At 36.2% G+C, this 20,402-nt stretch carries 27 protein-coding genes; 10 read left to right on the top strand and 17 right to left on the bottom strand.

Annotated features, from left to right (window positions below; genetic code table 11):
* Window positions 1-79: 79 nt before the first annotated feature.
* Window positions 80-940 (bottom strand): alpha/beta fold hydrolase, encoded by an 861-nt coding sequence (locus J671_RS14865; RefSeq protein WP_031982739.1) that lies wholly within the window; start codon window positions 938-940, stop codon window positions 80-82.
* Between the two features lie 137 nt (window positions 941-1,077).
* Between J671_RS14865 and J671_RS14860 the strand changes: the two genes are divergently transcribed.
* On the top strand, window positions 1,078-1,533 hold the full coding sequence (locus J671_RS14860) for a hypothetical protein (RefSeq protein WP_004708460.1): 456 nt from the start codon (window positions 1,078-1,080) through the stop codon (window positions 1,531-1,533).
* A gap of 33 nt (window positions 1,534-1,566) precedes the next feature.
* Here J671_RS14860 and J671_RS0104610 read toward each other — a convergent pair whose 3' ends face one another.
* From J671_RS0104610 to brnQ, 3 genes are all read right to left on the bottom strand, one after another.
* Window positions 1,567-1,812, bottom strand: coding sequence for a hypothetical protein (locus J671_RS0104610; RefSeq protein WP_000949688.1), 246 nt, complete (start codon window positions 1,810-1,812; stop codon window positions 1,567-1,569).
* 258 nt (window positions 1,813-2,070) lie between these two features.
* Window positions 2,071-2,490 carry a GlcG/HbpS family heme-binding protein gene (locus tag J671_RS14855; protein WP_002050687.1) on the bottom strand — a complete coding sequence of 140 codons (420 nt, stop codon included), beginning with the start codon at window positions 2,488-2,490 and terminating at the stop codon, window positions 2,071-2,073.
* A gap of 191 nt (window positions 2,491-2,681) precedes the next feature.
* Window positions 2,682-3,983, bottom strand: a complete 1,302-nt coding sequence (gene brnQ, locus J671_RS14850; RefSeq protein ID WP_031982738.1) for a branched-chain amino acid transport system II carrier protein — start codon at window positions 3,981-3,983, stop codon at window positions 2,682-2,684.
* A 352-nt stretch (window positions 3,984-4,335) separates the two neighbouring features.
* Between brnQ and map the strand changes: the two genes are divergently transcribed.
* Complete coding sequence (gene map / locus J671_RS14845) at window positions 4,336-5,130, top strand: type I methionyl aminopeptidase (protein ID WP_031982737.1); 795 nt, start codon at window positions 4,336-4,338, stop codon at window positions 5,128-5,130.
* A 57-nt stretch (window positions 5,131-5,187) separates the two neighbouring features.
* On the opposite strand, the gene J671_RS14840 is transcribed toward map, so the two are convergent.
* Complete coding sequence (locus tag J671_RS14840; protein ID WP_002050716.1) at window positions 5,188-6,087, bottom strand: LysR family transcriptional regulator; 900 nt, start codon at window positions 6,085-6,087, stop codon at window positions 5,188-5,190.
* A gap of 241 nt (window positions 6,088-6,328) precedes the next feature.
* Here J671_RS14840 and J671_RS14835 point away from each other — a divergent pair, with 241 nt between their 5' ends.
* Window positions 6,329-6,652 carry a hypothetical protein gene (locus J671_RS14835; protein WP_031982735.1) on the top strand — a complete coding sequence of 108 codons (324 nt, stop codon included), beginning with the start codon at window positions 6,329-6,331 and terminating at the stop codon, window positions 6,650-6,652.
* Window positions 6,653-6,698: 46 nt separating this feature from the next.
* On the opposite strand, the gene grxD is transcribed toward J671_RS14835, so the two are convergent.
* On the bottom strand, window positions 6,699-7,040 hold the full coding sequence (grxD, locus tag J671_RS14830; protein WP_000138830.1) for a Grx4 family monothiol glutaredoxin: 342 nt from the start codon (window positions 7,038-7,040) through the stop codon (window positions 6,699-6,701).
* A gap of 227 nt (window positions 7,041-7,267) precedes the next feature.
* Between grxD and J671_RS14825 the strand changes: the two genes are divergently transcribed.
* Window positions 7,268-8,476 carry an aspartate aminotransferase family protein gene (locus J671_RS14825; protein WP_031982733.1) on the top strand — a complete coding sequence of 403 codons (1,209 nt, stop codon included), beginning with the start codon at window positions 7,268-7,270 and terminating at the stop codon, window positions 8,474-8,476.
* Window positions 8,477-8,528: 52 nt separating this feature from the next.
* Here J671_RS14825 and J671_RS14820 read toward each other — a convergent pair whose 3' ends face one another.
* The 3 genes from J671_RS14820 to J671_RS14810 all read right to left on the bottom strand — a co-directional run bounded on the left by J671_RS14820 (window position 8,529) and on the right by J671_RS14810 (window position 10,120).
* Entirely contained in the window at window positions 8,529-8,960 is a 432-nt protein-coding gene (locus J671_RS14820; RefSeq protein WP_031982732.1) for a CBS domain-containing protein, read from the bottom strand.
* A gap of 138 nt (window positions 8,961-9,098) precedes the next feature.
* The gene (locus J671_RS14815; RefSeq protein WP_001087274.1) at window positions 9,099-9,473 is read right to left on the bottom strand and encodes a DUF2750 domain-containing protein; all 375 of its coding nucleotides are present in this window, start codon (window positions 9,471-9,473) and stop codon (window positions 9,099-9,101) included.
* A 413-nt stretch (window positions 9,474-9,886) separates the two neighbouring features.
* Window positions 9,887-10,120, bottom strand: a complete 234-nt coding sequence (locus J671_RS14810; RefSeq protein ID WP_002050673.1) for a hypothetical protein — start codon at window positions 10,118-10,120, stop codon at window positions 9,887-9,889.
* Between the two features lie 215 nt (window positions 10,121-10,335).
* On the opposite strand from J671_RS14810, the gene J671_RS14805 reads away from it, so the two are divergent.
* The 6 genes from J671_RS14805 to J671_RS14780 all read left to right on the top strand — a co-directional run bounded on the left by J671_RS14805 (window position 10,336) and on the right by J671_RS14780 (window position 14,604).
* Window positions 10,336-10,695: a hypothetical protein gene (locus tag J671_RS14805; RefSeq protein ID WP_002050680.1), complete on the top strand. Its 360-nt coding sequence runs from the start codon at window positions 10,336-10,338 to the stop codon at window positions 10,693-10,695.
* Window positions 10,696-10,795: 100 nt separating this feature from the next.
* Entirely contained in the window at window positions 10,796-11,122 is a 327-nt protein-coding gene (locus J671_RS14800) for a hypothetical protein (RefSeq protein WP_031982731.1), read from the top strand.
* Between the two features lie 107 nt (window positions 11,123-11,229).
* Window positions 11,230-12,336 carry a signal recognition particle-docking protein FtsY gene (gene ftsY, locus J671_RS14795; RefSeq protein WP_002050665.1) on the top strand — a complete coding sequence of 369 codons (1,107 nt, stop codon included), beginning with the start codon at window positions 11,230-11,232 and terminating at the stop codon, window positions 12,334-12,336.
* Window positions 12,337-12,523: 187 nt separating this feature from the next.
* Entirely contained in the window at window positions 12,524-13,120 is a 597-nt protein-coding gene (locus tag J671_RS14790) for a nitroreductase family protein (protein WP_002050635.1), read from the top strand.
* A gap of 211 nt (window positions 13,121-13,331) precedes the next feature.
* Entirely contained in the window at window positions 13,332-14,003 is a 672-nt protein-coding gene (locus J671_RS14785; protein ID WP_031982730.1) for a DUF2057 domain-containing protein, read from the top strand.
* A 76-nt stretch (window positions 14,004-14,079) separates the two neighbouring features.
* Entirely contained in the window at window positions 14,080-14,604 is a 525-nt protein-coding gene (locus J671_RS14780) for a GNAT family N-acetyltransferase (RefSeq protein ID WP_031982729.1), read from the top strand.
* Between the two features lie 10 nt (window positions 14,605-14,614).
* On the opposite strand, the gene J671_RS14775 is transcribed toward J671_RS14780, so the two are convergent.
* The 8 genes from J671_RS14775 to J671_RS14750 form a co-directional block, all read right to left on the bottom strand.
* Entirely contained in the window at window positions 14,615-14,914 is a 300-nt protein-coding gene (locus J671_RS14775; RefSeq protein WP_079377014.1) for a cyd operon YbgE family protein, read from the bottom strand.
* Window positions 14,915-15,016, bottom strand: a complete 102-nt coding sequence (gene cydX / locus J671_RS0104605) for a cytochrome bd-I oxidase subunit CydX (protein ID WP_000270276.1) — start codon at window positions 15,014-15,016, stop codon at window positions 14,915-14,917. It lies immediately after the preceding gene.
* Between the two features lie 13 nt (window positions 15,017-15,029).
* Window positions 15,030-16,175 carry a cytochrome d ubiquinol oxidase subunit II gene (gene cydB, locus J671_RS14770; protein ID WP_031982727.1) on the bottom strand — a complete coding sequence of 382 codons (1,146 nt, stop codon included), beginning with the start codon at window positions 16,173-16,175 and terminating at the stop codon, window positions 15,030-15,032.
* Complete coding sequence (locus J671_RS14765; RefSeq protein WP_004708483.1) at window positions 16,172-17,758, bottom strand: cytochrome ubiquinol oxidase subunit I; 1,587 nt, start codon at window positions 17,756-17,758, stop codon at window positions 16,172-16,174. Before J671_RS14765 ends, cydB begins: the two co-directional genes overlap by 4 nt.
* Window positions 17,758-17,952 carry a cytochrome oxidase putative small subunit CydP gene (gene cydP, locus J671_RS0104600; RefSeq protein WP_004701293.1) on the bottom strand — a complete coding sequence of 65 codons (195 nt, stop codon included), beginning with the start codon at window positions 17,950-17,952 and terminating at the stop codon, window positions 17,758-17,760. The genes J671_RS14765 and cydP overlap by 1 nt, the downstream gene beginning before the upstream one ends.
* Before the next feature lie 375 nt (window positions 17,953-18,327).
* Window positions 18,328-18,936, bottom strand: a complete 609-nt coding sequence (locus J671_RS14760; protein WP_002050666.1) for an OB-fold-containig protein — start codon at window positions 18,934-18,936, stop codon at window positions 18,328-18,330.
* Between the two features lie 25 nt (window positions 18,937-18,961).
* A complete protein-coding gene (locus tag J671_RS14755) occupies window positions 18,962-19,270 on the bottom strand; it encodes a Rieske (2Fe-2S) protein (protein WP_002050689.1) in 309 nt (102 codons plus the stop codon).
* Between the two features lie 16 nt (window positions 19,271-19,286).
* Entirely contained in the window at window positions 19,287-20,291 is a 1,005-nt protein-coding gene (locus J671_RS14750) for an adenosine kinase (RefSeq protein WP_031982726.1), read from the bottom strand.
* Window positions 20,292-20,402: the final 111 nt, after the last annotated feature.

The raw sequence follows: 20,402 nt of genomic DNA, 5'->3' as shown, positions 1-20,402 counted from the left end.
AGTAAAAAGCTGCTCGTTTTTAATACAAAAAAACCTCTAAGCCGGATTACTGACTTAGAGGTGAAAATAAAAGCAGGGTTTAATGATTAATTTCTTGTTCTAAAATAGACCAAAGTTTTTGATGTGATTTTTTAAATAGCAGCATATGACCAATTGCTTTATAGCCTAAATCTTTTGGGCTAAGTTCAATCATTTTTTTATTTGCGTTTGGATATAAACTTAATAATTCTTGTACATTACGTTTAGTTGCAATCTCATCATCATCGGCCCAAATAGCCGTAATAGGACATTGAATATCTGAATGAAAATCATGAAAAATCGTCTTGCCTATGGCATTTTTCACATATCCAGGACGGCTACAAAACTCTCGCCATTGTTGAGCAACTTTTTTAGGTAGGTTTTCTCCCATACCAATAAATTGAGTTGCTCCATAACCTTTAACAAGACTAGAGATAGGAAAGATAATATTAAACATAACTGGTGCTAAAACCTTGGTTTTTCCTTTAAGGCCTTTAATATGTCCAGTTGAACCAGCAACCGTTATTACTTTTGCGACTCTATTATAATTAGGTACAACTCCTAGTAGTTGTCCACCAGCACTATGCCCAATAAGGATAACTTGATCTGATTTCGTTTTTATTAATAAAGCATCAATTGCAGCAGGAATATCAAGTGTTCCCCAGTCGGAAATACTTGCGATGCTTTGTTTTAAAGCGCCATGTAGGGACTCGCCAATACCACGAAAGTCAAAACTCAATACATCGTAGCCTTGTTGGCTTAACCATGCGGCGAAAGAGTGATAAAAGTTTTTAGTTATACCTGTTGCTGGACAAATGAGAATAGGATATTCAGTTTTCTTTTCTTGAGCAGGATAAAATTGAGCTGCAAGCTGATAACCATCTTTACAGGTAATCCAAAAAGATTCAAAAGTCTTATCCATAGATTTAAAGTTAATTGGCTAATCATTTATCTTAATGTACATGAGTTCTGAAAAGGCACTTGATTAAATTGTGACTACAAAGTCAAGATTTATGTTATATAACTCATCAAATTTTAATAAAACGAATAAAGGAAATGATGGATTTATCGAAAGCCGTACAGTTGGCTATTGTCTTTAGTGGCGTCTTTTTATGGATAGGAATGTTAACCGGGGTATGGAAATATTGGCAAATTCGCCGTTCCGAATTAAGCCGTGCACATTATTATGTAGATATTGCACATAGAAGCAGTTTGCTTTATGCAGCAGCTACACTCATTCTAGCTGTATTGAGCTATTTCACTGTTTTAAATGAGGATATTGCTGTATGGTGTGTATTGGCAAATATACTGTTTTTTAGTTTCTCAATTTTAGTTTATATCATTCATGGGTTTTTGCAGGATACGACCAATCAATTTAAACAACCGCATAGGTTAGGGCAGGTTAATTTGCCGACATGGCTGATGACATTTATGATGATTGCTTTAATTATTACTGAGCTGCTGGCAACTGCTATTTTGGTAATGGGAACGATTTTTCTATTTTTAAATAAATAAAAAATGGATGATTGCTCATCCATTTTTGAATTCTTATTTCTGTTGACTAAGTCGTCTTTTAGCTAATTTTCGCATTTTGTGGTCGACAAAGGCCCATACACAAAATACAAAAGAAACAACCATGGCATACATAAAGTATTCGGGTTTCAGATTCCCTTTAATCATACCTTGAAACAGTAGAGTCAGCATAAGAGCAAGTGTTGTTACTCCATAAACAACTGAATCTTTACTGTTCAGAGTGTTAATGAAGACTTGTTTGTTGAAATGTAATGATAACATCTCCATCCCTCCTTGTGGTTGCGCTAAAACCGAATGTTTTAGTCAAGAATAAGTTTAATGTTGTACTTGTATTTTTAGCTTAATTCAATAGTCAATTGAAAAATTTTTGAACAGTTTTATGAAAACCTCTATATTTATAAATAGTTAAGGTATAAAAAAGGTAAATATTAAATATTTTTGTATAAAATACTTAATATTTTAGAAAAGAGAAATTTTTAGGTGAAAAGTGTAATAACTTCTCTTTTCTCTCAATTTACTTTAGTTGCTTTGTTTCTTTAAGAAGACATCAATTGCGTGTTGTGCAATTTCAGCATCTTCAAAAGATTGGACACCAGAAACACCAATTGCACCTAAAATCTGGCCTTCATAAATAATCGCTTTTCCGCCTTCTAGCATACCTTTAGCACTTGGTAGACTTAAGAAACCAAGACGGCCATTTTGAAGAAGTTCTTCGTAAAATTTTGACGGACGGCCACTCATTGATGAGCATTTAGCCTTTTCTAGGCATATATGTGTACTGAGAGGAGAGGCACCATCTAGGCGTTTCATAAGTAATAAAGAGCTTGTTTCATCAACAATAGCTATACTGACTTTGAAGTTGTGTTCGATTGCATATTTTTGAGCTTCTTCCATTAAAAACTCTGCATCTGCTAATGTTAGATAATATTTACTTTTCATTTATGCTCTTCTTTCCTGAGTAAGCTAAAAATTATTTTAATGTAATATTACAGCAAAAATTAATTATATCTATAGTTGAATTGTCATTAAATACTAGTGTTGGAAATAAAATGCTGGTTGGGTAAACGCAGCATTTTATTCAATATATAAAATCATGTTTGGGTAAAACTCGATTTCAAAAAAACACCAGGTTAAATGCTTTTATGTTTAACTTTGTCGATAAGGGTAGTTACCGCAAGAACAACTAAAGATGGGATCAACCATGCTAAATTCTGTTCATTTAATGGTAAATGTTGAAGGAACATAGGAAGATTATCTCCAAAACCCGCAACCTTAAGCCCATCGATAATTCCGAAAATTAAAGCAATACTTGTTACTGAACCAACAATAAAAGATGGTTTATGCCAAAATTTCCAGAAGAAACTGAGCATAATAACCACAATAGCTGGTGGATAAATTGCACTTAAAACCGGTACTGATACAGCAATGAGTTTGGTCAATCCAAGATTAGAAATAATGAAAGAGAAACCAACTAAGATAAATACTAAAAGCTTATAAGGTAACTTGGTGAGTTGAGCAAAATATTCACCACACGCACAAGTTAAACCAATTGCAGTTACCATACACGCTAAGAAAATAAGTCCAGTTAGGAATAATGAACCCATATTTCCAAAAGCATGTTGAACATAGGCATGCAGAATTACAGCACCATTTGCGGCATTTGGAGCAACTTCGTGACTACCTAAACCTAATTTAAATAAGCTTAAGTACACTAAAGTAAGACCAACACCTGAAATAAGGCTAGCAATAATTGCATATTTGGTGACTAGCTTTTTATCTGTAACACCACGCGAATAAATTGCTTGAATAATAACGATACCAAATACTAAGGCACCTAAAGTGTCCATAGTAAGATAACCATTTACGAAACCTTCCGAAACAGGAGAGTTAACGTAATGATTAATTGGAGCAGGAACGTAGCCCGCAGGAATCATAACCGCTGCAATACCTAAAATTGCTAAAGCGATAATTTTTAGAGGTGCTAGAACATGTCCAACTGTGTCTAAAAGCTTGTTTGGATATAACGAAACTAAAGTAACAAATGTAAAATAGATTGCGCTATAAATTAAAAGACTACTGCTTGATGTTCCGAAATAAGAGGAAAAACCAATTTCATAAGAAACTGTTGCAGTTCGTGGTGTAGCAAATAAAGGACCAACTGATAAATAACAGACTACTGTTAAAATCAGACTTGCGATACGCCCTAAAGGTGAACTAATGATTTCAATGGAACCCTGCATGCGAGAGAGTGCCATAATCGTAATTACGGGTAAGCCAACAGCAGTAATCAAAAAGCCTATGGCCGCTAACCATACATGATCACCAGCTTGCTGTGCGACAATGGGAGGAAAGATAATATTACCTGCCCCAATAAAGAGGGCAAAGGTCATAAAACCTAAGGCAATAATATCTCCAGTACGAAGTTGTTGCATAAATTAAATTTAACAAAAAAGAAAGAATTTTAGAGTAAAAGAGAGCATGATCAAGCGCTATTTTATGTGAAAAAGAGATTTTTCAAGTTTTCTAAATCAGTCAGAGATATGAAAAATATCAACTGGTTAAGTTATCTATTTGAAAAACCTTTGAAAGAAATAGAGAAAATAGTTTTTAACTCTGATTTTTTAAAAAAATTATGTAAAAATAAAAATATAAAATACTATTATGAATGTTGAATATTTGGGCATTTAAAGCTTTCCGCCTATCATATATCCATTCTAAAATACTATAAATTAACTAACATTTTTGTAGGTGTGATCAAAACAGTGCCTACGAGGATAAAATTGAATGAGAGCTTCTACTGTTACAATTAAAACAGAACAAGATCTGGAAAAATTAAGAATTTCTGGGCGTTTGGCTGCACAAGTTTTAGAAATGATAGGGAAGTACGTTAAGCCAGGCGTAACAACTGAGTATTTAGACAATATTTGCAATGATTACATCGTAAATACTTTAAAGGTCATACCAGCCAATGTTGGTTATCACGGTTTCACAAAAACAATATGTACTTCAGTCAATGAAGTGGTGTGTCATGGTATTCCATCTCCAAATAAAGTTTTAAAAGATGGCGATATTATTAATATTGATGTAGCGATTATTAAAGATGGTTACTTTGGCGATACGAGCCGTATGTACTACGTTGGAAACGTAAATCCACATGCGAAAAAGTTGGTTGAAACAACTTATGAGGCAATGGTTGCTGGTATTCATGCAGTGAAACCTGGCGCTACTTTAGGTGATATTGGTTACGCTATTCAATCGGTTGCTCATCGCGAGGGTTATAGCATTGTTCGAGAGTATTGTGGGCATGGCATTGGTAAAGTTTACCATGAGCAGCCTAATATTCTGCATTATGGTCAACGTGGACAAGGTTTGGTTCTAAAGAAAGGTATGGTCTTTACAATTGAACCTATGGTGAATGCAGGCAAACCTCAAGTTAAAGAATTAAATGATGGTTGGACCGTCATTACTCAAGATCTTTCTTTATCTGCTCAATGGGAACATATGGTTGCAGTTACAGATACAGGTTTTGAGCTACTTACACCTTGGCCAGAAGGGGTGGGAAATTATCCAAAAACTTAATCGTTATAAAATAAAAAGTTCGATATAACATCGAACTTTTTTATGGAGCTTAATTTATTAATGCTCTGAGAGATGTTCCACAAGATAATCAATAAATACACGCACTGCTGGAAGTAGTCCTCTACGAGATGGGTAAACAGCGTGGAATATACCGTGAGCTGCTTTCCAGTCCGGTAAGATTTGTACAAGCTGACCCGATTTTACAAAATCTTCAGCTGCTGTTTCTGGCAATAAGGCAATACCACAATTCTGACTTGCAAGTTGGGCAAGCATATAAAGATTTGTTCCCATTACAGTGGGGCTAACTTTCACTTTTTTCAGTTGGCTATCTGGACCATGTAAAATAAATTGTTGATCTAAATGCTCTTCGGACAAGCTTAAAATACGATGATCGCTTAACTCATCAGGTGACTTAATATTACCAAACTCATTTAAGTAAGCTTGGCTTGCGAATAAACTTTGTTCTATGAGCGCAAACTGTCTAAGTACTAAGCTAGGGTCATCATCTAATTTAGATCTGACACGTAGAGCTACATCAATACCTTCATTAATCACATCAACGCGACGGTTGCTTACAATAAGTTGTAAACGAATTTCGGGATATTTTTTTAAGAATGCCGGTAAAATTTTAGGTAGCTGGTTTTGTGCAATGTCTACAGGAACGCTTACTTTGACTACGCCTCTTGGTTGAATACTTAAGTGATCAACTAAATCATGGGCTGCTTGAGCAGCATTCATCATAACTTGTGCGTGTCTATAGATATCCATCCCGATATCGGTAACAGCAAAATGACGAGAACTGCGCTGAATTAAGCGAACCCCTAAATTTTCCTCTAAATTATAAACACGACGACTTAATTTTGATTTTGGAATGTCCGTAACACGTTCGGCAGCACTAAATCCACCATGCTCAACAACAAGGGCAAAACAATAAAAATCATCAAGATCTGTGAGCATTAAAATATCCTATTTATGCAACACTAAAGATTTTACATTATTAGTTTTGCAACGATAAAGTTTGATTTTAATTTTTTGTAAAAGGCCGATAAATACGAGCGAGTAAAGGGAATTAAATAATTTGAAATTTTAATGTAATTACATTGAAATGCTCTTGTAATTTATTTTATGAAGCTTAAAACAAATATAGCGTTTACATATTATTTTTCATAAAATAGATTTTTCTCGGTTTTTTAAAAGTATGTCTTACCAGTTAGTTGAATTAGAAAATGCATCGGCCAATATCCTTTGTCCAATCTGTAAGCTTTCAGTTATTGATTGGACACAGGAGCAGTACCTCCAACCTTGTGAACATACATTGTTTATTGCAATGGATTTAGGCTTTGAATTTGTAGCTGATCGTTTTGAAGAAGTTATGAATCAAAACGTAGATGAGTTGCATGAAGATCCGAACATGAATATTTTTGATGCGATAACTACCACACCGTATAAAAATTTAACTATTTTAAAAGCAGATCTTGGTGTTGAGGGACTATTTCGTTATATCGGTATAAGTGATTGTTAAATTTATAAGTATAAAAAAGCCAATCTTTCGATTGGCTTTTTTATTATTAAGCTTCTGGAGCTGCGCTGTATTGTTCGATTAATGGTTTTAATTCGCCATTTTGGAACATTTCAAGCATGATATCGCTACCACCAATAAGCTCGCCGTTTACCCATAATTGTGGGAAAGTAGGCCAGTTTGCAATTTTTGGTAAAGTTGCACGAATATCAGGGTTTTCTAAGATGTTCACATATGCAAATGGACGACCAATTTGACTGAGCGCCTCTACTGCACGTGCAGAGAAACCACATTGTGGAAACTGTGGAGTGCCTTTCATGTAAAGTAAAACGGGATGCTTCGCAATTTGATCGCGAATTAACGCTTCAGTATCACGTGCTTGTTCAGTCATAAATAGATCCTCAACTAATCTTGCAGCATTATAGGGGGTGTTCACATCGCTTTGCAAACCGCCTTGTTGCTTAAAGTTGCACAGAATATTCAATATTTTATTGTATAAACCGAAGCGATAGCAAAAAGCAGACGAAATTTTAGATAAATGAAGGATGAGACTTTTCATCAGTGCAAGTTTTTGTTTATATAAACCCTTCTTAAAACCTCATACAGACAGAGTTCGTGATGACTGATATTACCCTAGCTCCAGTACAACCTGATCAACCAACACACTTAATGGCTACTTATGGTCGCCAAGCGATCAGTTTTGTCCGAGGCCGAGGGGCATATCTTTATACACAAGATGGTACAGAATATTTAGATGCACTTACTGGTATTGCTGTATGTGGACTAGGACATGCTCACCCAGCTATTGCCGAGGCAATTGCAGAACAAGCAGCTACTCTCGTGCATACGAGCAATTTATTTGAAATTCCTTGGCAAACTGCTGCGGCGCAAAAGCTTGCTGAGGTTTCAGGTATGGAAGAAATTTTCTTTTCAAACAGTGGTGCCGAGTCAAACGAAGGAGCGATTAAAATTGCTCGTAAATTTGGTACTCAACAAGGTATAAGCTTGCCAAAGATTATTGTGGCTGAACAATCATTTCATGGTCGTACTTTGGCGACACTTTCTGCAACTGGTAACAAGAAAGTACAAGACGGTTTTGCACCTTTGGTGGAAGGCTTTATTCGAGTCCCATTTGGTGACATTGAAGCCATTCAAGAGGCAGCCTTACAGCATCCAGATATCGTTGCTATTTTAATTGAACCAATCCAAGGTGAAGGTGGTATTAATACTGCACCTCAAGGATTTAGCTATTTAGAAGAAGTTCGCCAAATTTGTAATCAGCATAACTGGTTGATGATGCTAGATGAAATCCAAACTGGTAATGGTCGTACCGGTAAATACTTTGCGTATCAACATACAAATATTATTCCGGATGTTTTAACTACAGCAAAAGGATTGGGTAATGGTTTCCCTGTAGGTGCTGTAATGACTCAAGGTAAGGCTGTAGGTTTGTTAGGGCCAGGCAGTCATGGTTCTACTTATGGCGGTACAGTATTGGGTTCTCGTGTGGTTTATACGGTAATTGACACAATCCAGAAGGAAAATGCGGTAGAGAATGCAGCAGTAGTAGGTAATTATATTGTTGATCAATTACGTGCCCAATTGTCGGATAAGAATGTGCAAGTACGTGGTTTCGGTATGATGATCGGTATTCAACTACCTAAAGATTGTGCTGAACTTGTTGCGATTGCTCGTGATGAATACAAACTTATTATTAACGTTACGGCAGGGTCGGGGGGTTGTTTTTTTCCCCCAAACAACATGAAACAAGCTCCAGCTGATATTTTTCTCGAGCGTTTTGTTGTTTTTATTACGAATTATCTTTAATTTTTAAAGACAATAAAAAATGGGCGTTAATCGCCCATTTTTATTTTTGTATTTAGCCTGAAATATATTGCTTTAATTGTTCAATTAAAACTTTCTGATCTTCCATAGCTGCTTTAACTAAGTCACCAATTGAAATAAAACCAACTAATTTTTCATTATCTAATACAGGTAAGTGTCGTAAATGACGATCAGTCATGAGTTGTAAACATTCTTCAACTGTATTGTTTAAACCTACGGTTATTACTTTTGCCGTCATAATTTCAGCAACTGTGGTGCTATAAGAAGAACGCTCCATAAGCGTTACTTTTCGTGTGTAATCTCGTTCAGATAATATTCCAACAACTTTTTCACCTTCTGCTACAACTAAAGCACCAATACCTTTTTCCGCCATAATCGTAATTGCTTCGAGGACAGTCGCTTCGGGTGAAATTGTAAAAATGGCTTTTTCAGATTTGTTCTTAATTACTTGTGCAACGATAGTCATTTCTTCTGTCCTGTTGTTTTATCATTTTGATTTAAATTAGCTCGATTTTTGAAAAAAGCAAAGACTTACGAGTCATTCAAATATTAGTTTTACGCTTAAGCGCTCAAAAAGCACTCTAAATTTGGTAGCTTAAAAACTTTAAGCTACCTGCCATTTTGGATGATTAAAAAAGAAATGATGCATTTGTTGAGTAGATAACTTCAACTTACGATGAGATGAGTTAAATAATGCAGGGGTAACTTTTAACCGTGTTAAAGTAGGTAATAAAGATTCATGAAAGTCTTTTGGGGTAATTTTTCTTGGCTTGTAATTAGGCCAATGAGTTTTGGCATATCGATGTGCTTGCACTCCATTTAACCAAAAAGGAAAAATAAAATCTTCCTGATCTGATTTAATGGCCCAGCCTTCATCAAATAGTCCCCAAAGAACTCCACAATACATCATGGTTCTTAAAATATAAATCTTGATCATCAAGTCTTTAGAAACCGGTTGTAGATTACTTAAACTGTTCATTTTAAATTTAAAGGTTTTCAACTTGTCTTGCTTATTATAAGAAAACCACATGACATTTCAGTTTAAACAGGTGTCAAATCGTAAACAAATATTGATGACTTGAAATATCTATATAAATCAATACTAAAAAATAATGCTGTGTTATGACTAAGAATAGTGAAGTAGGGTTGCAGAAAAAATTAATAACTTTAGTTTTTTCAGATATAAAAAAACGCCACCTGAGCAAGACAAAGCGACTAAAGCTTTGGCGAAGCGCAAGATGAACATAGTTATGGTTAATTTATATTGAACTTTTTACAGGTATAAAAAAACGCCACCTGAGCCACGGCTAAAGTGGCGAAGTAAGACTTTAGATAAATAGGTAATTTTGGTTTTTGATAGGTATAAAAAAACGCCACCTAAGTGACGTCTCTTTATGCTTGCATGGTGGCTAGTTTCTGCCAATATTGTGCTTTCATGGAATCACGTTCTACACGGAAACCTTGATAATATAGCTCTGCTAAGAATAGGGCAGCTTTGCCGTGACCAGCACGCGCAACTTCTTCTAACTGCGCAACAGCATCTTGGAAATTCATTTGAGAGTGAATTGTGTTAACTGCAGTTGCGTATACATGTTCTAAATCATGATGAGAGATACGTTGAATCATATAAAACTCCTTATTTTAATTATGATTACTTTTTCTAAAGGCCACTGCCTTTGAACTAATGTAACTTAGAATTGTTAAACTAATATTACAAATTAATGGATTTGTCAACTATTGTTCAGCATTAGTTGGTTCACTATTAGGATACATGATTAAACATTATTCACAAATAATTTTGAGTAAAATCAATATGAGAATAAAAGACAAGGAGAATAACTATGACAAATACTATCGATGGCTTTGTTTTTGATACTCCTCCTAAAGAGGAGCAAATCATAGAGCTTGCTCATTACCATCGTAAATTATTAGACGAAGCAATTTTCCATCAAGAAATACATTTAGGTGATTATTGTTTGGCGCAACGTAAACGGGTTTTTGACTATGCTCGCCAATTGGATCCTAATCAAAAAGCTTGGTTCTATCAGGTTTATGATGGTGAACTTAGAAAAATTGCAGATGAAGATGAATTGCATCCAGCTGATGCTGAAGAAGGATTAAGTATTTTTGCCATGTTACTGGTGCTAGTAATTATTGCAGCAATCTTATACTTCTCTGTAATACGTTCTTTAATAAGCTAAAGTTTATCATCCAGTAAGGCTAAAGAATATTAGCCTTACTGGATTTTGACCTTGTGCTGAAGTGCATTGAACCCTACACTACATCAATTAGAGGTAGGTCATGCTCACATTCAAAGAAAATTTTCTTAAATTAAAGTCTGAGTTAAAGGCAGACCAATGTTTTAATCTGGTTGTGATTATTATCATTGGCTGTATTTTTATGCTGTCTTATTTAGCATTGTTTCGTCCTGTGAACTCGGAACAGTATCAACGAATTGTACAACTTTCTCGACAGGCTACATATCCTAGAACTCAAGATATGGCAGAGTTGATAATGACTCAATCAAAAATTCATAGGGCAGAGTATCTAAAGTTAATGTACGCTTATCAGTTTGAACATGATCATATCAAGGAATATCCTGCGTTAGCACAAGAAGATACTCAATAAGCATGGTCTTTATTTTAGAAAGGTTTTGCTCGCTATTGGAGCAGGCAAAAACTTGAATTTATGCTAAACTTTCTATTTTTTAACACGCTGCTTTTCAAGGAATCGGCATGCAACAACAATCGAATATGCAAAATAAATTCTTGATAGATGCTGAGATCGGGGATGACGATGTCACATTGCCTAATTTACCTGCTATCGATGTTCCTATCGTTGAGTCACCTGTTAAGCAAGAAGTAAAAGCACCAGAAGTTGTCGAGACGGCACCTTCAACTGAGCCAGAGCAACCAAAATCTGGTTTCTTTGGGCGAATGAAAGAAGGTTTAAGCAAAACTCGCCGTAATTTCACCGATGGTATGGTAAATATCTTAATTGGTGGTAAAGAAATTGATGATGAGCTGCTTGAAGAAGTTGAAGAGCAATTATTAGTTGCAGATATTGGTGTAGATGCAACGAAAACGATTATTACCAACTTGACTGAACGTACTGCGCGTGGTGATTTGATTTATTCACATTCGCTTTATAAAGCCTTACAAGAAGAGTTGGTTGCTTTACTGGCTCCACGTGTGAAGCCTTTGCATATTGACCCTAATAAATCACCTTATGTGATTTTAATGGTGGGCGTTAATGGTGTTGGAAAAACAACCACTATTGGTAAACTGGCTAAGCGTTTACAAGGCGAAGGCAAGAAAGTCATGTTAGCAGCAGGTGACACATTCCGTGCAGCTGCTACTGAACAATTGCAAATTTGGGGTGAGCGTAACGACATTGCTGTTGTCGCTCAAGGCCATGGTGCAGATAGTGCTTCGGTTATCTTCGATGCTTTTGAAAGTGCGCGTGCTAAAGGTATTGATGTGTTAATTGCAGATACCGCAGGTCGTTTACATAACAAAAGCAACTTAATGGAAGAGCTTAAAAAAGTTAAGCGTGTTATGCAAAAAATTGATGCTACGGCACCTCATGAAATTATGTTAGTAGTAGATGCAGGTACGGGGCAAAATGCAATTAACCAAGTACAAGAATTTGATCAAGCAGTAGGTTTAACTGGTATTACTATTACTAAGTTGGACGGTACTGCAAAAGGTGGTGTACTGTTTAATATTGCTAGTCGTACTCATGTACCAATTCGTTTTATTGGTGTGGGTGAAAAAATTGATGATTTAAGACCGTTCTCGGCAAAATCATTTGTAGCGGCATTATTTGAAACAGAAAAGTAATTTGCAGCTAAACTCTAAAAAAACCTCATGAAATAGTGAGGTTTTTTTATATCCATATCTTTTTTTATTGTTGCGAAAATAAAACGAACTGTCATATTTTTAATGCTGATTATAAGAAATGAGTTTCATAGACTATATTCATTCCCAAACAACGGCCAATGGTCAAACAAATAGGTAGGAAATAAAAATGTCTACTTTCTTAGATAAAATTAAAAACCGTCGTACTATTTATGCAATTGGTAAAAATGTTGCATTAGATCGCACAAAAATTGAAGAAACAATTCGTGAAGCTGTTAAACATAGTCCTTCATCGTTTAATTCACAATCTTCACGTGTAGTTACTCTATATGGTGAATCACATACTAAATTTTGGAATTTGGTTCGTGAGGCATTACGTAAAATTGTTCCTGCAGATGCTTTTGCTGGTACTAATGCAAAAATTGATAGTTTCGTTGCCGGTGTTGGTACAGTACTATTTTATGAAGATCAAGCTGTTATTAAAAACTTGCAAGAGCAATTTGAACTATATGCAGACAACTTTCCAGTTTGGTCTGAACATTCAACCGCAATTGCACAATTTGCAACTTGGACTGCGCTTTCAGAACTTGGTTTAGGTGCTTCTTTACAACACTATAACCCAATTGTTGATGCTGACGCTGCTGAAGCATTTGATATCCCATCAACTTGGAAATTACGTGCTCAATTAGTATTTGGTTCTGTTGAAGCACCAGCTGGTGAGAAAGCATTTATTAACGATGAAGATCGTTTCAAAACATTTAACTAATTTTAGTTAATCAAAAGAGTACCTCAATGGTACTCTTTTTTTTGTGTTCAAAATTAACATGAAAAATAGTTATTTATTATAATTCAATAATATATTTTAAAAGTTTTAAGTGTAGTTATGCTAAAACAGATAGTGTCATAAAATCGTCATAATCATATTGCATATTGCTCATGTTTTTACAAACTATTAAATATTATAGAGACGTGAACAGATGACTTTAAGATTAAGTGTTGCTGCAATTGGTTTATTACTAAGCGGTTCGGTATTTTCAGCAGTTACAATTACGGCACCTGAGGAAATTGTAATCCTTGCGGTGAACGGTCAAGAAGTCAATTCAGGATTATTCCGTTCCTCTAAAAATAACTACAAAATTGATGCGGGTGAAACAAACCTAAGTGTGCGTTATCAAGAATACTTTGAACATCTAAATGGTGAACACGATATTGTTAAGTCTGGTGTTGTTACAATTCAAACTCCAACTTTAAAAGATGGTCAAACTTATAAGCTTGCTATGGTGGGTGTACCAAAAAAATATGAGCAAGCAAAGAAATATGCTGAGCAACCAACAGTCGCTTTATATAACTCAAATAACGAACTGGTTGTTCAGCAAACTGGTGCAAACAACGAAGCAAGACCTTGGTTTGCAACGGGTTTGTTGGGTAAGGTGGCTGACTTTACGACAAAGCCTTCTAAACCACAGCCTGAACCTGTTTATGCTGCTGCCAAGCCATCTACTTCTCAAGTTACAACATCTATTGCCGCAACAGTACCTTCGGCAGGTGTTGCACAAACAAATGATCAGCGTCTAGTCGAGCTTTGGCAAAAATCTTCTAAGGCTGAGCGTCAAAAATTTATGGCTTGGTTAGCTGAACAATCAAATTAAGCAATTGCTATTCAAGATAAAGCCGATTTAATATCGGCTTTATTTTTTAAATATTTAAAATAGCCTAAGCATATTTATGATGAATTTAAATTTCCGTTTAGCTGAACTAAGTGACATTCCATCACTTTTAGACTTGATTAATCATTCTTATAGAACACAACAAGGTAGAAGCTGGACAACTGAAGTTGAATTCGTAAAAGGCCAACGTATTAGTCAAGAACAATTGACACAGCAATTGAAATTGTCTAACTCGGTATTATTAGTTGCAGAAATAGATTCTTCACAAATTGTTGCATGTATTGGTCTTACATTTCAGAACAATACTGTTGAGATAGGAACATTCTGTACAGATCCTAATCTACAGAATATGAAAGTTGGTCGCTGTGTTTTGGAGTATGCTGAACAGTTCGCTTTGCAAAAAACACCAGAATTGGACAGTGCACTCATGTATGTTTTAAATGTACGTTCGGAGCTAATTGCTTATTATGAGAGACGTGGTTATGCAAAAACAGGTCATGTAGAACCATATCCGACTGAAGCAGACGTTGGAATACCACTTATACCAATTAAACTAATTGAAATGAAAAAGGACCTCAAATGAGGTCCTTTTTTTAGGTTAAAAACCAGATGTAATAGCCTAAAAGCATGAGAGGCCAAGCTACCCATGGGCTAAATAACCATTTCCATAACCAGAAGTGTGGTACAAAACCAACCCCGTAAATGAAGCCTCCAGAAATACCCACCATCACCAGCATAAGCTGGCTATGATTGTAGTGTCCGTTTGCATCTAACATGAGGGAAGGATGCACCAGTAAAATTACAGCAAGCGGCAATGCCAACAGAAATGAAATGGCCATTGCGAATGCTTGAGCTTTTCGTTGATTTGGTGCTGTCATTGCGTTTGCCATGATTTATTCCTCATCTAAATTTTGATGATGTTCGATATAAAGTGCACTGAGTACACCCGCAAAACATGCCATCAAAATTCCAAGAATCCATGCGAAATACCACATATGCTTCTCCTTATTAGTACAAGCTGTGCGAGTTTGACTCGATATGTTTGTTGGTAATCACGCCCCACATTTTGTAATACGACCAACTGGTGTAGAGCAAAATGATCGGAACGAATATGCATGCAGCAACAGTCATAACCCCTAAAGTACGATGGCTTGATACCGCATCCCACATTGTTAAGCTAGAGTTTGGATTGACACTTGATGGTAATAAAAATGGGAAGAGTGCAAAACCAGCAGTTAAGATCGCACCTACAATCATTAAGCTTGTGCCAGCAAAGCTTAAGCCTGCTTTTGCTTTTGATGCTGTAAAGAATGCAATAATTGCCCCTAAAATTGCGAGAACTGGAGCGATCTTGGTAATTGGATAATTAGTGTAATTGTTCATCCAACCTGAGTTGTTATTTGTGACTACCTGTTTAGCTAAAGGGTTAAGTGCAGCATTTGTATCAATTGCTGCAGCATAGCTATAACCAGGAACTTGACCGAAGCATAACCAAGCTCCAATAACAAGAAAGCAAACCAAGAATACTGCTGCCATAATTTGAGTGGCCTTAGCAGAACGCTGTTTTAAAGCGCCGTCTGTGCGAAGCATAAGCCAAGCACCGCCGTGCGCACACAACATAGATAAACTGACAATGCCGCAAACTAAAGCAAACGGGTTAAGAAGAGCAAAGAAGCTACCCGAATATTCAGAGCGCAATGTGCTATCTAAACTAAAAGGAATACCTAAGAATAAATTACCGAATGCTACACCGAAAACTAGAGCAGGCACGGCACCACCAATACAAAGGCCCCAGTCCCAAGAGTTGCGCCATTTTTTATTTTCGAGTTTAGAACGATAGTCAAAACCTACAGGGCGTAAGAACAGGGCAAATAGCACAAGTAATAAGGCCCAATACATTCCGGAGAATGCAACCGCGTAAACCATTGGCCACGCAGCAAATAAGGCGCCACCTGCTGTAATAAACCAGACCTGATTACCATCCCAGTGTGGTGCTATGGTATTAATAGCAGCACGTCGTTCGTTATCAGTCTTGCCAACAAAAGGCATGAGTGCCATTGAGCCCATATCGAAGCCATCGGTTAAAGCAAACCCAATAAGCAAGACCCCAACTAACACCCACCATATGATTTTCAGGAGTTCGTATTCAATCATGATAAAGCCTCTCCATTAACAGCTGCTTTTGGCTCTTGTTTTTCAAAATGGTATTTACCAGTGTGAAGTGAGCTTGGTCCTAAGCGAGCAAATTTAATCATTAAGTACATTTCAATAATTAAAAGGACGGTATAGAACGCTGCTAACGCGAGGATGGAACCCCACACATCGCCTGTACTTAAACTTGAAGCTGATAAGTGTGTTGGTAAAATCTCACCAATAGACCACGGCTGACGGCCGCCCTCAGCTACATACCAACCAGTTTGTGCAGCAATCCATGGAAGTGGTAAGGCAAATAATGCATATTTAAGTAGCCAAGGTTTATTCTCAGCATTTCTTTTCGCAACAGCCCAAGTCGCTAAAATGAAAAGAAGCAACATTAAGAAGCCAGATGCAACCATTGCACGGAACGAGAAGAATAATGCTGTAACATTTGGAACAGTGTCTTTCACAGCTGCTTGAATGTTTTGTTCGCTTGCATCTACAACATTTGGTGCATATTTTTTAAGAAGTAGGCCATAACCTAAATCTTTTTGATTTTTTTCAAATGAAGCTAACAACTCAGGTGAGCGATCACCAGCACGTAGTTTTTCAAGTTCAGCATAAGCAAGCATACCGTTACGAATACGCACTTCATGCTGTTGCATTAAGTCTTTTAAACCAGTGACTTCTTTAGTTGTTGAACGAGTTGCAATTAGACCTAATGCATATGGAATTTTAACTGCATAGTCTGTTCGCATTTCTTCATGGTTGGGTACACCAAATAACGTAAATGGAGCAGGAGCAGGGTGAGTATCCCATTCTGCTTCAATTGCAGCGAGTTTAGTTTTTTGCACATCACCTAACTCATAACCAGATTCATCACCAAGCAAAATCACTGAAAGTGTAGAGGCAAGACCAAAAATGGCGGCAATTGCAAATGAACGGCGGGCAAAAGGGAGGTCACGTTTTTTGAGTAGATAGTAGCTTGAAATGGCAAGTACGAAAATCGCACCTGTTACATATCCGGCAGAAACAGTATGTACAAATTTAACCTGTGCAACTGGGTTGAAAATAAGTGCACCGAAATCGACAAGCTCCATACGCATGGTTTCGAAGTTAAATGCTGCACCTACCGGGTTTTGCATCCAGCCATTCGCAACTAAAATCCAGAGCGCTGACATATTAGAGCCAAGAGCAACTAACCAAGTTACACCTAAATGTTGTACTTTGCTCAGGCGATCCCATCCGAAAAAGAATAAACCAATAAATGTTGACTCAAGGAAGAATGCCATTAAGCCTTCAATTGCTAATGGTGCACCGAAAATATCACCTACATAATGTGAGTAATATGCCCAGTTTGTCCCGAATTGGAACTCCATGGTTAAGCCTGTAGTTACACCTAAGGCAAAGTTAATACCAAATAATTTTCCCCAAAACTTAGTCATATCTTTGTAAATTTCTTTACCAGATATCACATAAGTTGTTTCCATAATAGCCAGAATAAATGCAAGGCCTAGGGTCAAAGGTACGAAAAGAAAGTGATACATTGCGGTCATGGCAAATTGGAACCGCGAAAGATCAACCACGCTTTCAGAAATCATCAACGTGTCTCCTTAATGTGGGAAGTGTTATCGCCTGCAATATGCTCGGCGACCTGATTGTCGAAATTTTTGGGGATAGTGGGAGCGTCAAACCAAATATGTTTGATTGTTAAGAGAAGCACGACTTTAATTATTAGAATAATCGTAATTTCTCTAACTAATTTGGCATTAATATCTAGATTTTTAAGGCTCATAGAATAAACCTCGATACATATTAATTTCATTATTAATCAAAATATATTAAAAATAAACAATAAATATATTTTAAATAAAAACTTAATTATCTTTTTTATATAAAACAATATCTTATGTATTTAAATAATTTTAAATAAAATATCTTACTAAAATAGTTTGGATTGATTGTTAAATCCAACTAAAACACTTGTAAATAAATATTTTAAGTTGATTAAAATGGTATGGTTAAATTTAATTCTGATTAAAATGGTTGGGTATAATAAAGTTATTTTTATTTCTAACTAAAAGAGTTGGATTAATTTTAATTAAAAAATAAAAAGATAGAAGGGAATAATAAAGTTATTAAACTGATAAAAGACAAAAATTATGGAAAATTAATCGGGTGCAAAAAGATCGTTTGATAAGGAGATTTTTTTGGCAACATAATGGCTTTTATGCACTTTAATAAGAATGACTTGTGAATATAATTCTAGCTCGCCATATTCTGGTTCAACTTGCACGTAGTGTAGTTGGCCGAACTCATCACGTACACGTGCTTGAGCTGAAAAACCGGGTCTGGCACTGCCACTAGAGATAGTTGCTAGTCGCCCTAAAAGATTGTAATTGGTATGTGTATGCTTTGGTTTAATCACTTGATCAAGACAATGAATCATAAATACGGTAAAAAAGATTGCAATGACCAGTGCAGGGATGATTAAGTAAAATGGAGTGATAAAGTAATGCTGTATAGCAAAGAAAGACAGCTGTAAGAAGTAACCAGCAAAACTGAAATTAATGAGTAAAAAAACAAAAATTAGAGCTTTAGAAAACTTAACATTAAGTATAGGTGAGTTAGTAAGCCAGTCTGGTGCAATTTTTTTTAGGAGTTGACTCGGCCGTAACCCGATATACATACCAATAGTTTCTACCACACTGAGCAATATCAAAGCCACAACACTTAAATGAAATGGCATAAGATAATAATTAAAAAAGAAATCAGCCATGGTAGAAACTCTAATGTTGATGATCTCAGTCTACGATATAAATACCGCCATCTGAATGTACTTTAATCTCAACTTTATTTAAAAAATCACCTAAACAAGGACCTGAAATACATTCGCCAGTTTCCACGTTAAATAAAGCACCGTGAGTAGAGCATTGAATATATTCTTTGTCTTGGTCTAGAAATTGATTTTCTAAATACTCAAGTTCGGTTTGCAAATGCGGGCATAAATTCTGATAGGCATAGAATGAGCCATCACGCTGTGTAATGAAAATAGTCGTTCCTTGTAAAGTGTCAAAAGCTCTAGCTTCACGCTCAGGAACTTCTTCCGTCATACAGATCCTTTCCATTTCAAGCACATTCCTTCTGAAAATTTTCGAGAAGTTTAGCATAGTCATTAATGGCTAAACGAGGACCAAATTGAGACACAACTTCACTAGAAATTAAGATGGCTAACTGCGCCGCAGCAGTTAAATCTTCATGATGATTTAATGCATAGAGGAAGGCACCAGCAAAAGCATCACCAGCGCCATTCGTATCTACAGCTTCTACGTGACGGCCAGGCACATGAAAATGTTGGGTTGAATTTGCAACTAAAGCACCTTTGGCACTTTGTGTAATCACAACAGTATGGTTTTTAAAACGCAACTGAGTGAGTGCATCCTCAATAGTAGAAGTATTGGTATACATTAAAGCTTCTTGTTCATTACAGAACAATAAATCTACACCATCATCCATAAGCTCTTCTAAGCCTTCACGTGCGTATTGAACCATTGCAGGGTCTGATAAAGATAACGCAATTTTAACGCCGTGAGCTTTAGCTATTTCTCGAGCTTGTTTTACCGCTTTACGTGCCGTTTCACTCGTAGAAAGGTAGCCTTCAATATAAAGCCATTTTGCTGTTTTTAATGGCTCAAAATCGATTTGGTCTTGAGAGAGTTCAGCTGTAATACCTAAATAGGTATGCATGGTACGCTCAGAATCTGGACTAATAAGTACCATACAGGTGCCTGTTACACCTTCACTGATGGACTTTGGCGTAGTCTGAATGCCTGCATCATTTAGACCTTGCAGATAAATTGAACCCAAATCATCGTTGCCAACGCGGCAACCATAAAAAGCAGTTCCACCTAATGCACTAAAAGCTACAGTTGTATTTGCAGCAGAACCACCACTTGCTTGGCCTTTGTAGTCTTGAGTTTGCTTTAATTTTTCATAAAGGGCAGATTGTGTTTTACCGTCAGACAACTGCATGGTGCCTTTTTGTAAGCCTTGCTGACTAAGAAAATCATCAGACACTTTAAATTCTTGGTCGATTAATGCATTACCAATTGCAAAAAGATCTACAGTTGCCATATGTGTTGTCACAGAATAAAAAATCAGACTGATAATTTTACACCATTGCTCACATTTGCTGTAGTTTATTGAATAAAATTCAGGTAATTCAGCAGTTAGTAGAGTTTTATT

The organism is Acinetobacter sp. 1130196 (assembly GCF_000588095.1).
GTDB classification, from domain to species: domain Bacteria; phylum Pseudomonadota; class Gammaproteobacteria; order Pseudomonadales; family Moraxellaceae; genus Acinetobacter; species Acinetobacter nosocomialis.
This window is presented reverse-complemented; position numbering and strand designations above follow the sequence as displayed.

Excerpts from the sequence above, each read along its gene's own strand:
- J671_RS14815 (WP_001087274.1), bottom strand. The coding sequence starts at position 9,473 with ATGAACAGTTTAAGTAATCTACAACCGGTTTCTAAAGACTTGATGATC.
- J671_RS14800 (WP_031982731.1), top strand. The coding sequence starts at position 10,796 with ATGCTCACATTCAAAGAAAATTTTCTTAAATTAAAGTCTGAGTTAAAG.
- brnQ (WP_031982738.1), bottom strand. The coding sequence starts at position 3,983 with ATGCAACAACTTCGTACTGGAGATATTATTGCCTTAGGTTTTATGACC.
- J671_RS14760 (WP_002050666.1), bottom strand. The coding sequence starts at position 18,936 with ATGGCTGATTTCTTTTTTAATTATTATCTTATGCCATTTCATTTAAGT.
- J671_RS14765 (WP_004708483.1), bottom strand. The coding sequence starts at position 17,758 with ATGATTTCTGAAAGCGTGGTTGATCTTTCGCGGTTCCAATTTGCCATG.
- cydP (WP_004701293.1), bottom strand. The coding sequence starts at position 17,952 with ATGAGCCTTAAAAATCTAGATATTAATGCCAAATTAGTTAGAGAAATT.
- J671_RS14865 (WP_031982739.1), bottom strand. The coding sequence starts at position 940 with ATGGATAAGACTTTTGAATCTTTTTGGATTACCTGTAAAGATGGTTAT.
- J671_RS14780 (WP_031982729.1), top strand. The coding sequence starts at position 14,080 with ATGATGAATTTAAATTTCCGTTTAGCTGAACTAAGTGACATTCCATCA.
- J671_RS14820 (WP_031982732.1), bottom strand. The coding sequence starts at position 8,960 with ATGACTATCGTTGCACAAGTAATTAAGAACAAATCTGAAAAAGCCATT.
- J671_RS0104610 (WP_000949688.1), bottom strand. The coding sequence starts at position 1,812 with ATGTTATCATTACATTTCAACAAACAAGTCTTCATTAACACTCTGAAC.
- J671_RS14810 (WP_002050673.1), bottom strand. The coding sequence starts at position 10,120 with ATGATTCAACGTATCTCTCATCATGATTTAGAACATGTATACGCAACT.
- J671_RS14785 (WP_031982730.1), top strand. The coding sequence starts at position 13,332 with ATGACTTTAAGATTAAGTGTTGCTGCAATTGGTTTATTACTAAGCGGT.
- J671_RS14835 (WP_031982735.1), top strand. The coding sequence starts at position 6,329 with ATGTCTTACCAGTTAGTTGAATTAGAAAATGCATCGGCCAATATCCTT.
- J671_RS14755 (WP_002050689.1), bottom strand. The coding sequence starts at position 19,270 with ATGACGGAAGAAGTTCCTGAGCGTGAAGCTAGAGCTTTTGACACTTTA.
- J671_RS14860 (WP_004708460.1), top strand. The coding sequence starts at position 1,078 with ATGGATTTATCGAAAGCCGTACAGTTGGCTATTGTCTTTAGTGGCGTC.
- cydB (WP_031982727.1), bottom strand. The coding sequence starts at position 16,175 with ATGATTGAATACGAACTCCTGAAAATCATATGGTGGGTGTTAGTTGGG.
- J671_RS14790 (WP_002050635.1), top strand. The coding sequence starts at position 12,524 with ATGTCTACTTTCTTAGATAAAATTAAAAACCGTCGTACTATTTATGCA.
- grxD (WP_000138830.1), bottom strand. The coding sequence starts at position 7,040 with ATGACTGAACAAGCACGTGATACTGAAGCGTTAATTCGCGATCAAATT.
- map (WP_031982737.1), top strand. The coding sequence starts at position 4,336 with ATGAGAGCTTCTACTGTTACAATTAAAACAGAACAAGATCTGGAAAAA.
- J671_RS14840 (WP_002050716.1), bottom strand. The coding sequence starts at position 6,087 with ATGCTCACAGATCTTGATGATTTTTATTGTTTTGCCCTTGTTGTTGAG.
- J671_RS14855 (WP_002050687.1), bottom strand. The coding sequence starts at position 2,490 with ATGAAAAGTAAATATTATCTAACATTAGCAGATGCAGAGTTTTTAATG.
- cydX (WP_000270276.1), bottom strand. The coding sequence starts at position 15,016 with ATGTGGTATTTCGCATGGATTCTTGGAATTTTGATGGCATGTTTTGCG.
- J671_RS14825 (WP_031982733.1), top strand. The coding sequence starts at position 7,268 with ATGACTGATATTACCCTAGCTCCAGTACAACCTGATCAACCAACACAC.
- J671_RS14805 (WP_002050680.1), top strand. The coding sequence starts at position 10,336 with ATGACAAATACTATCGATGGCTTTGTTTTTGATACTCCTCCTAAAGAG.
- ftsY (WP_002050665.1), top strand. The coding sequence starts at position 11,230 with ATGCAACAACAATCGAATATGCAAAATAAATTCTTGATAGATGCTGAG.
- J671_RS14750 (WP_031982726.1), bottom strand. The coding sequence starts at position 20,291 with ATGGCAACTGTAGATCTTTTTGCAATTGGTAATGCATTAATCGACCAA.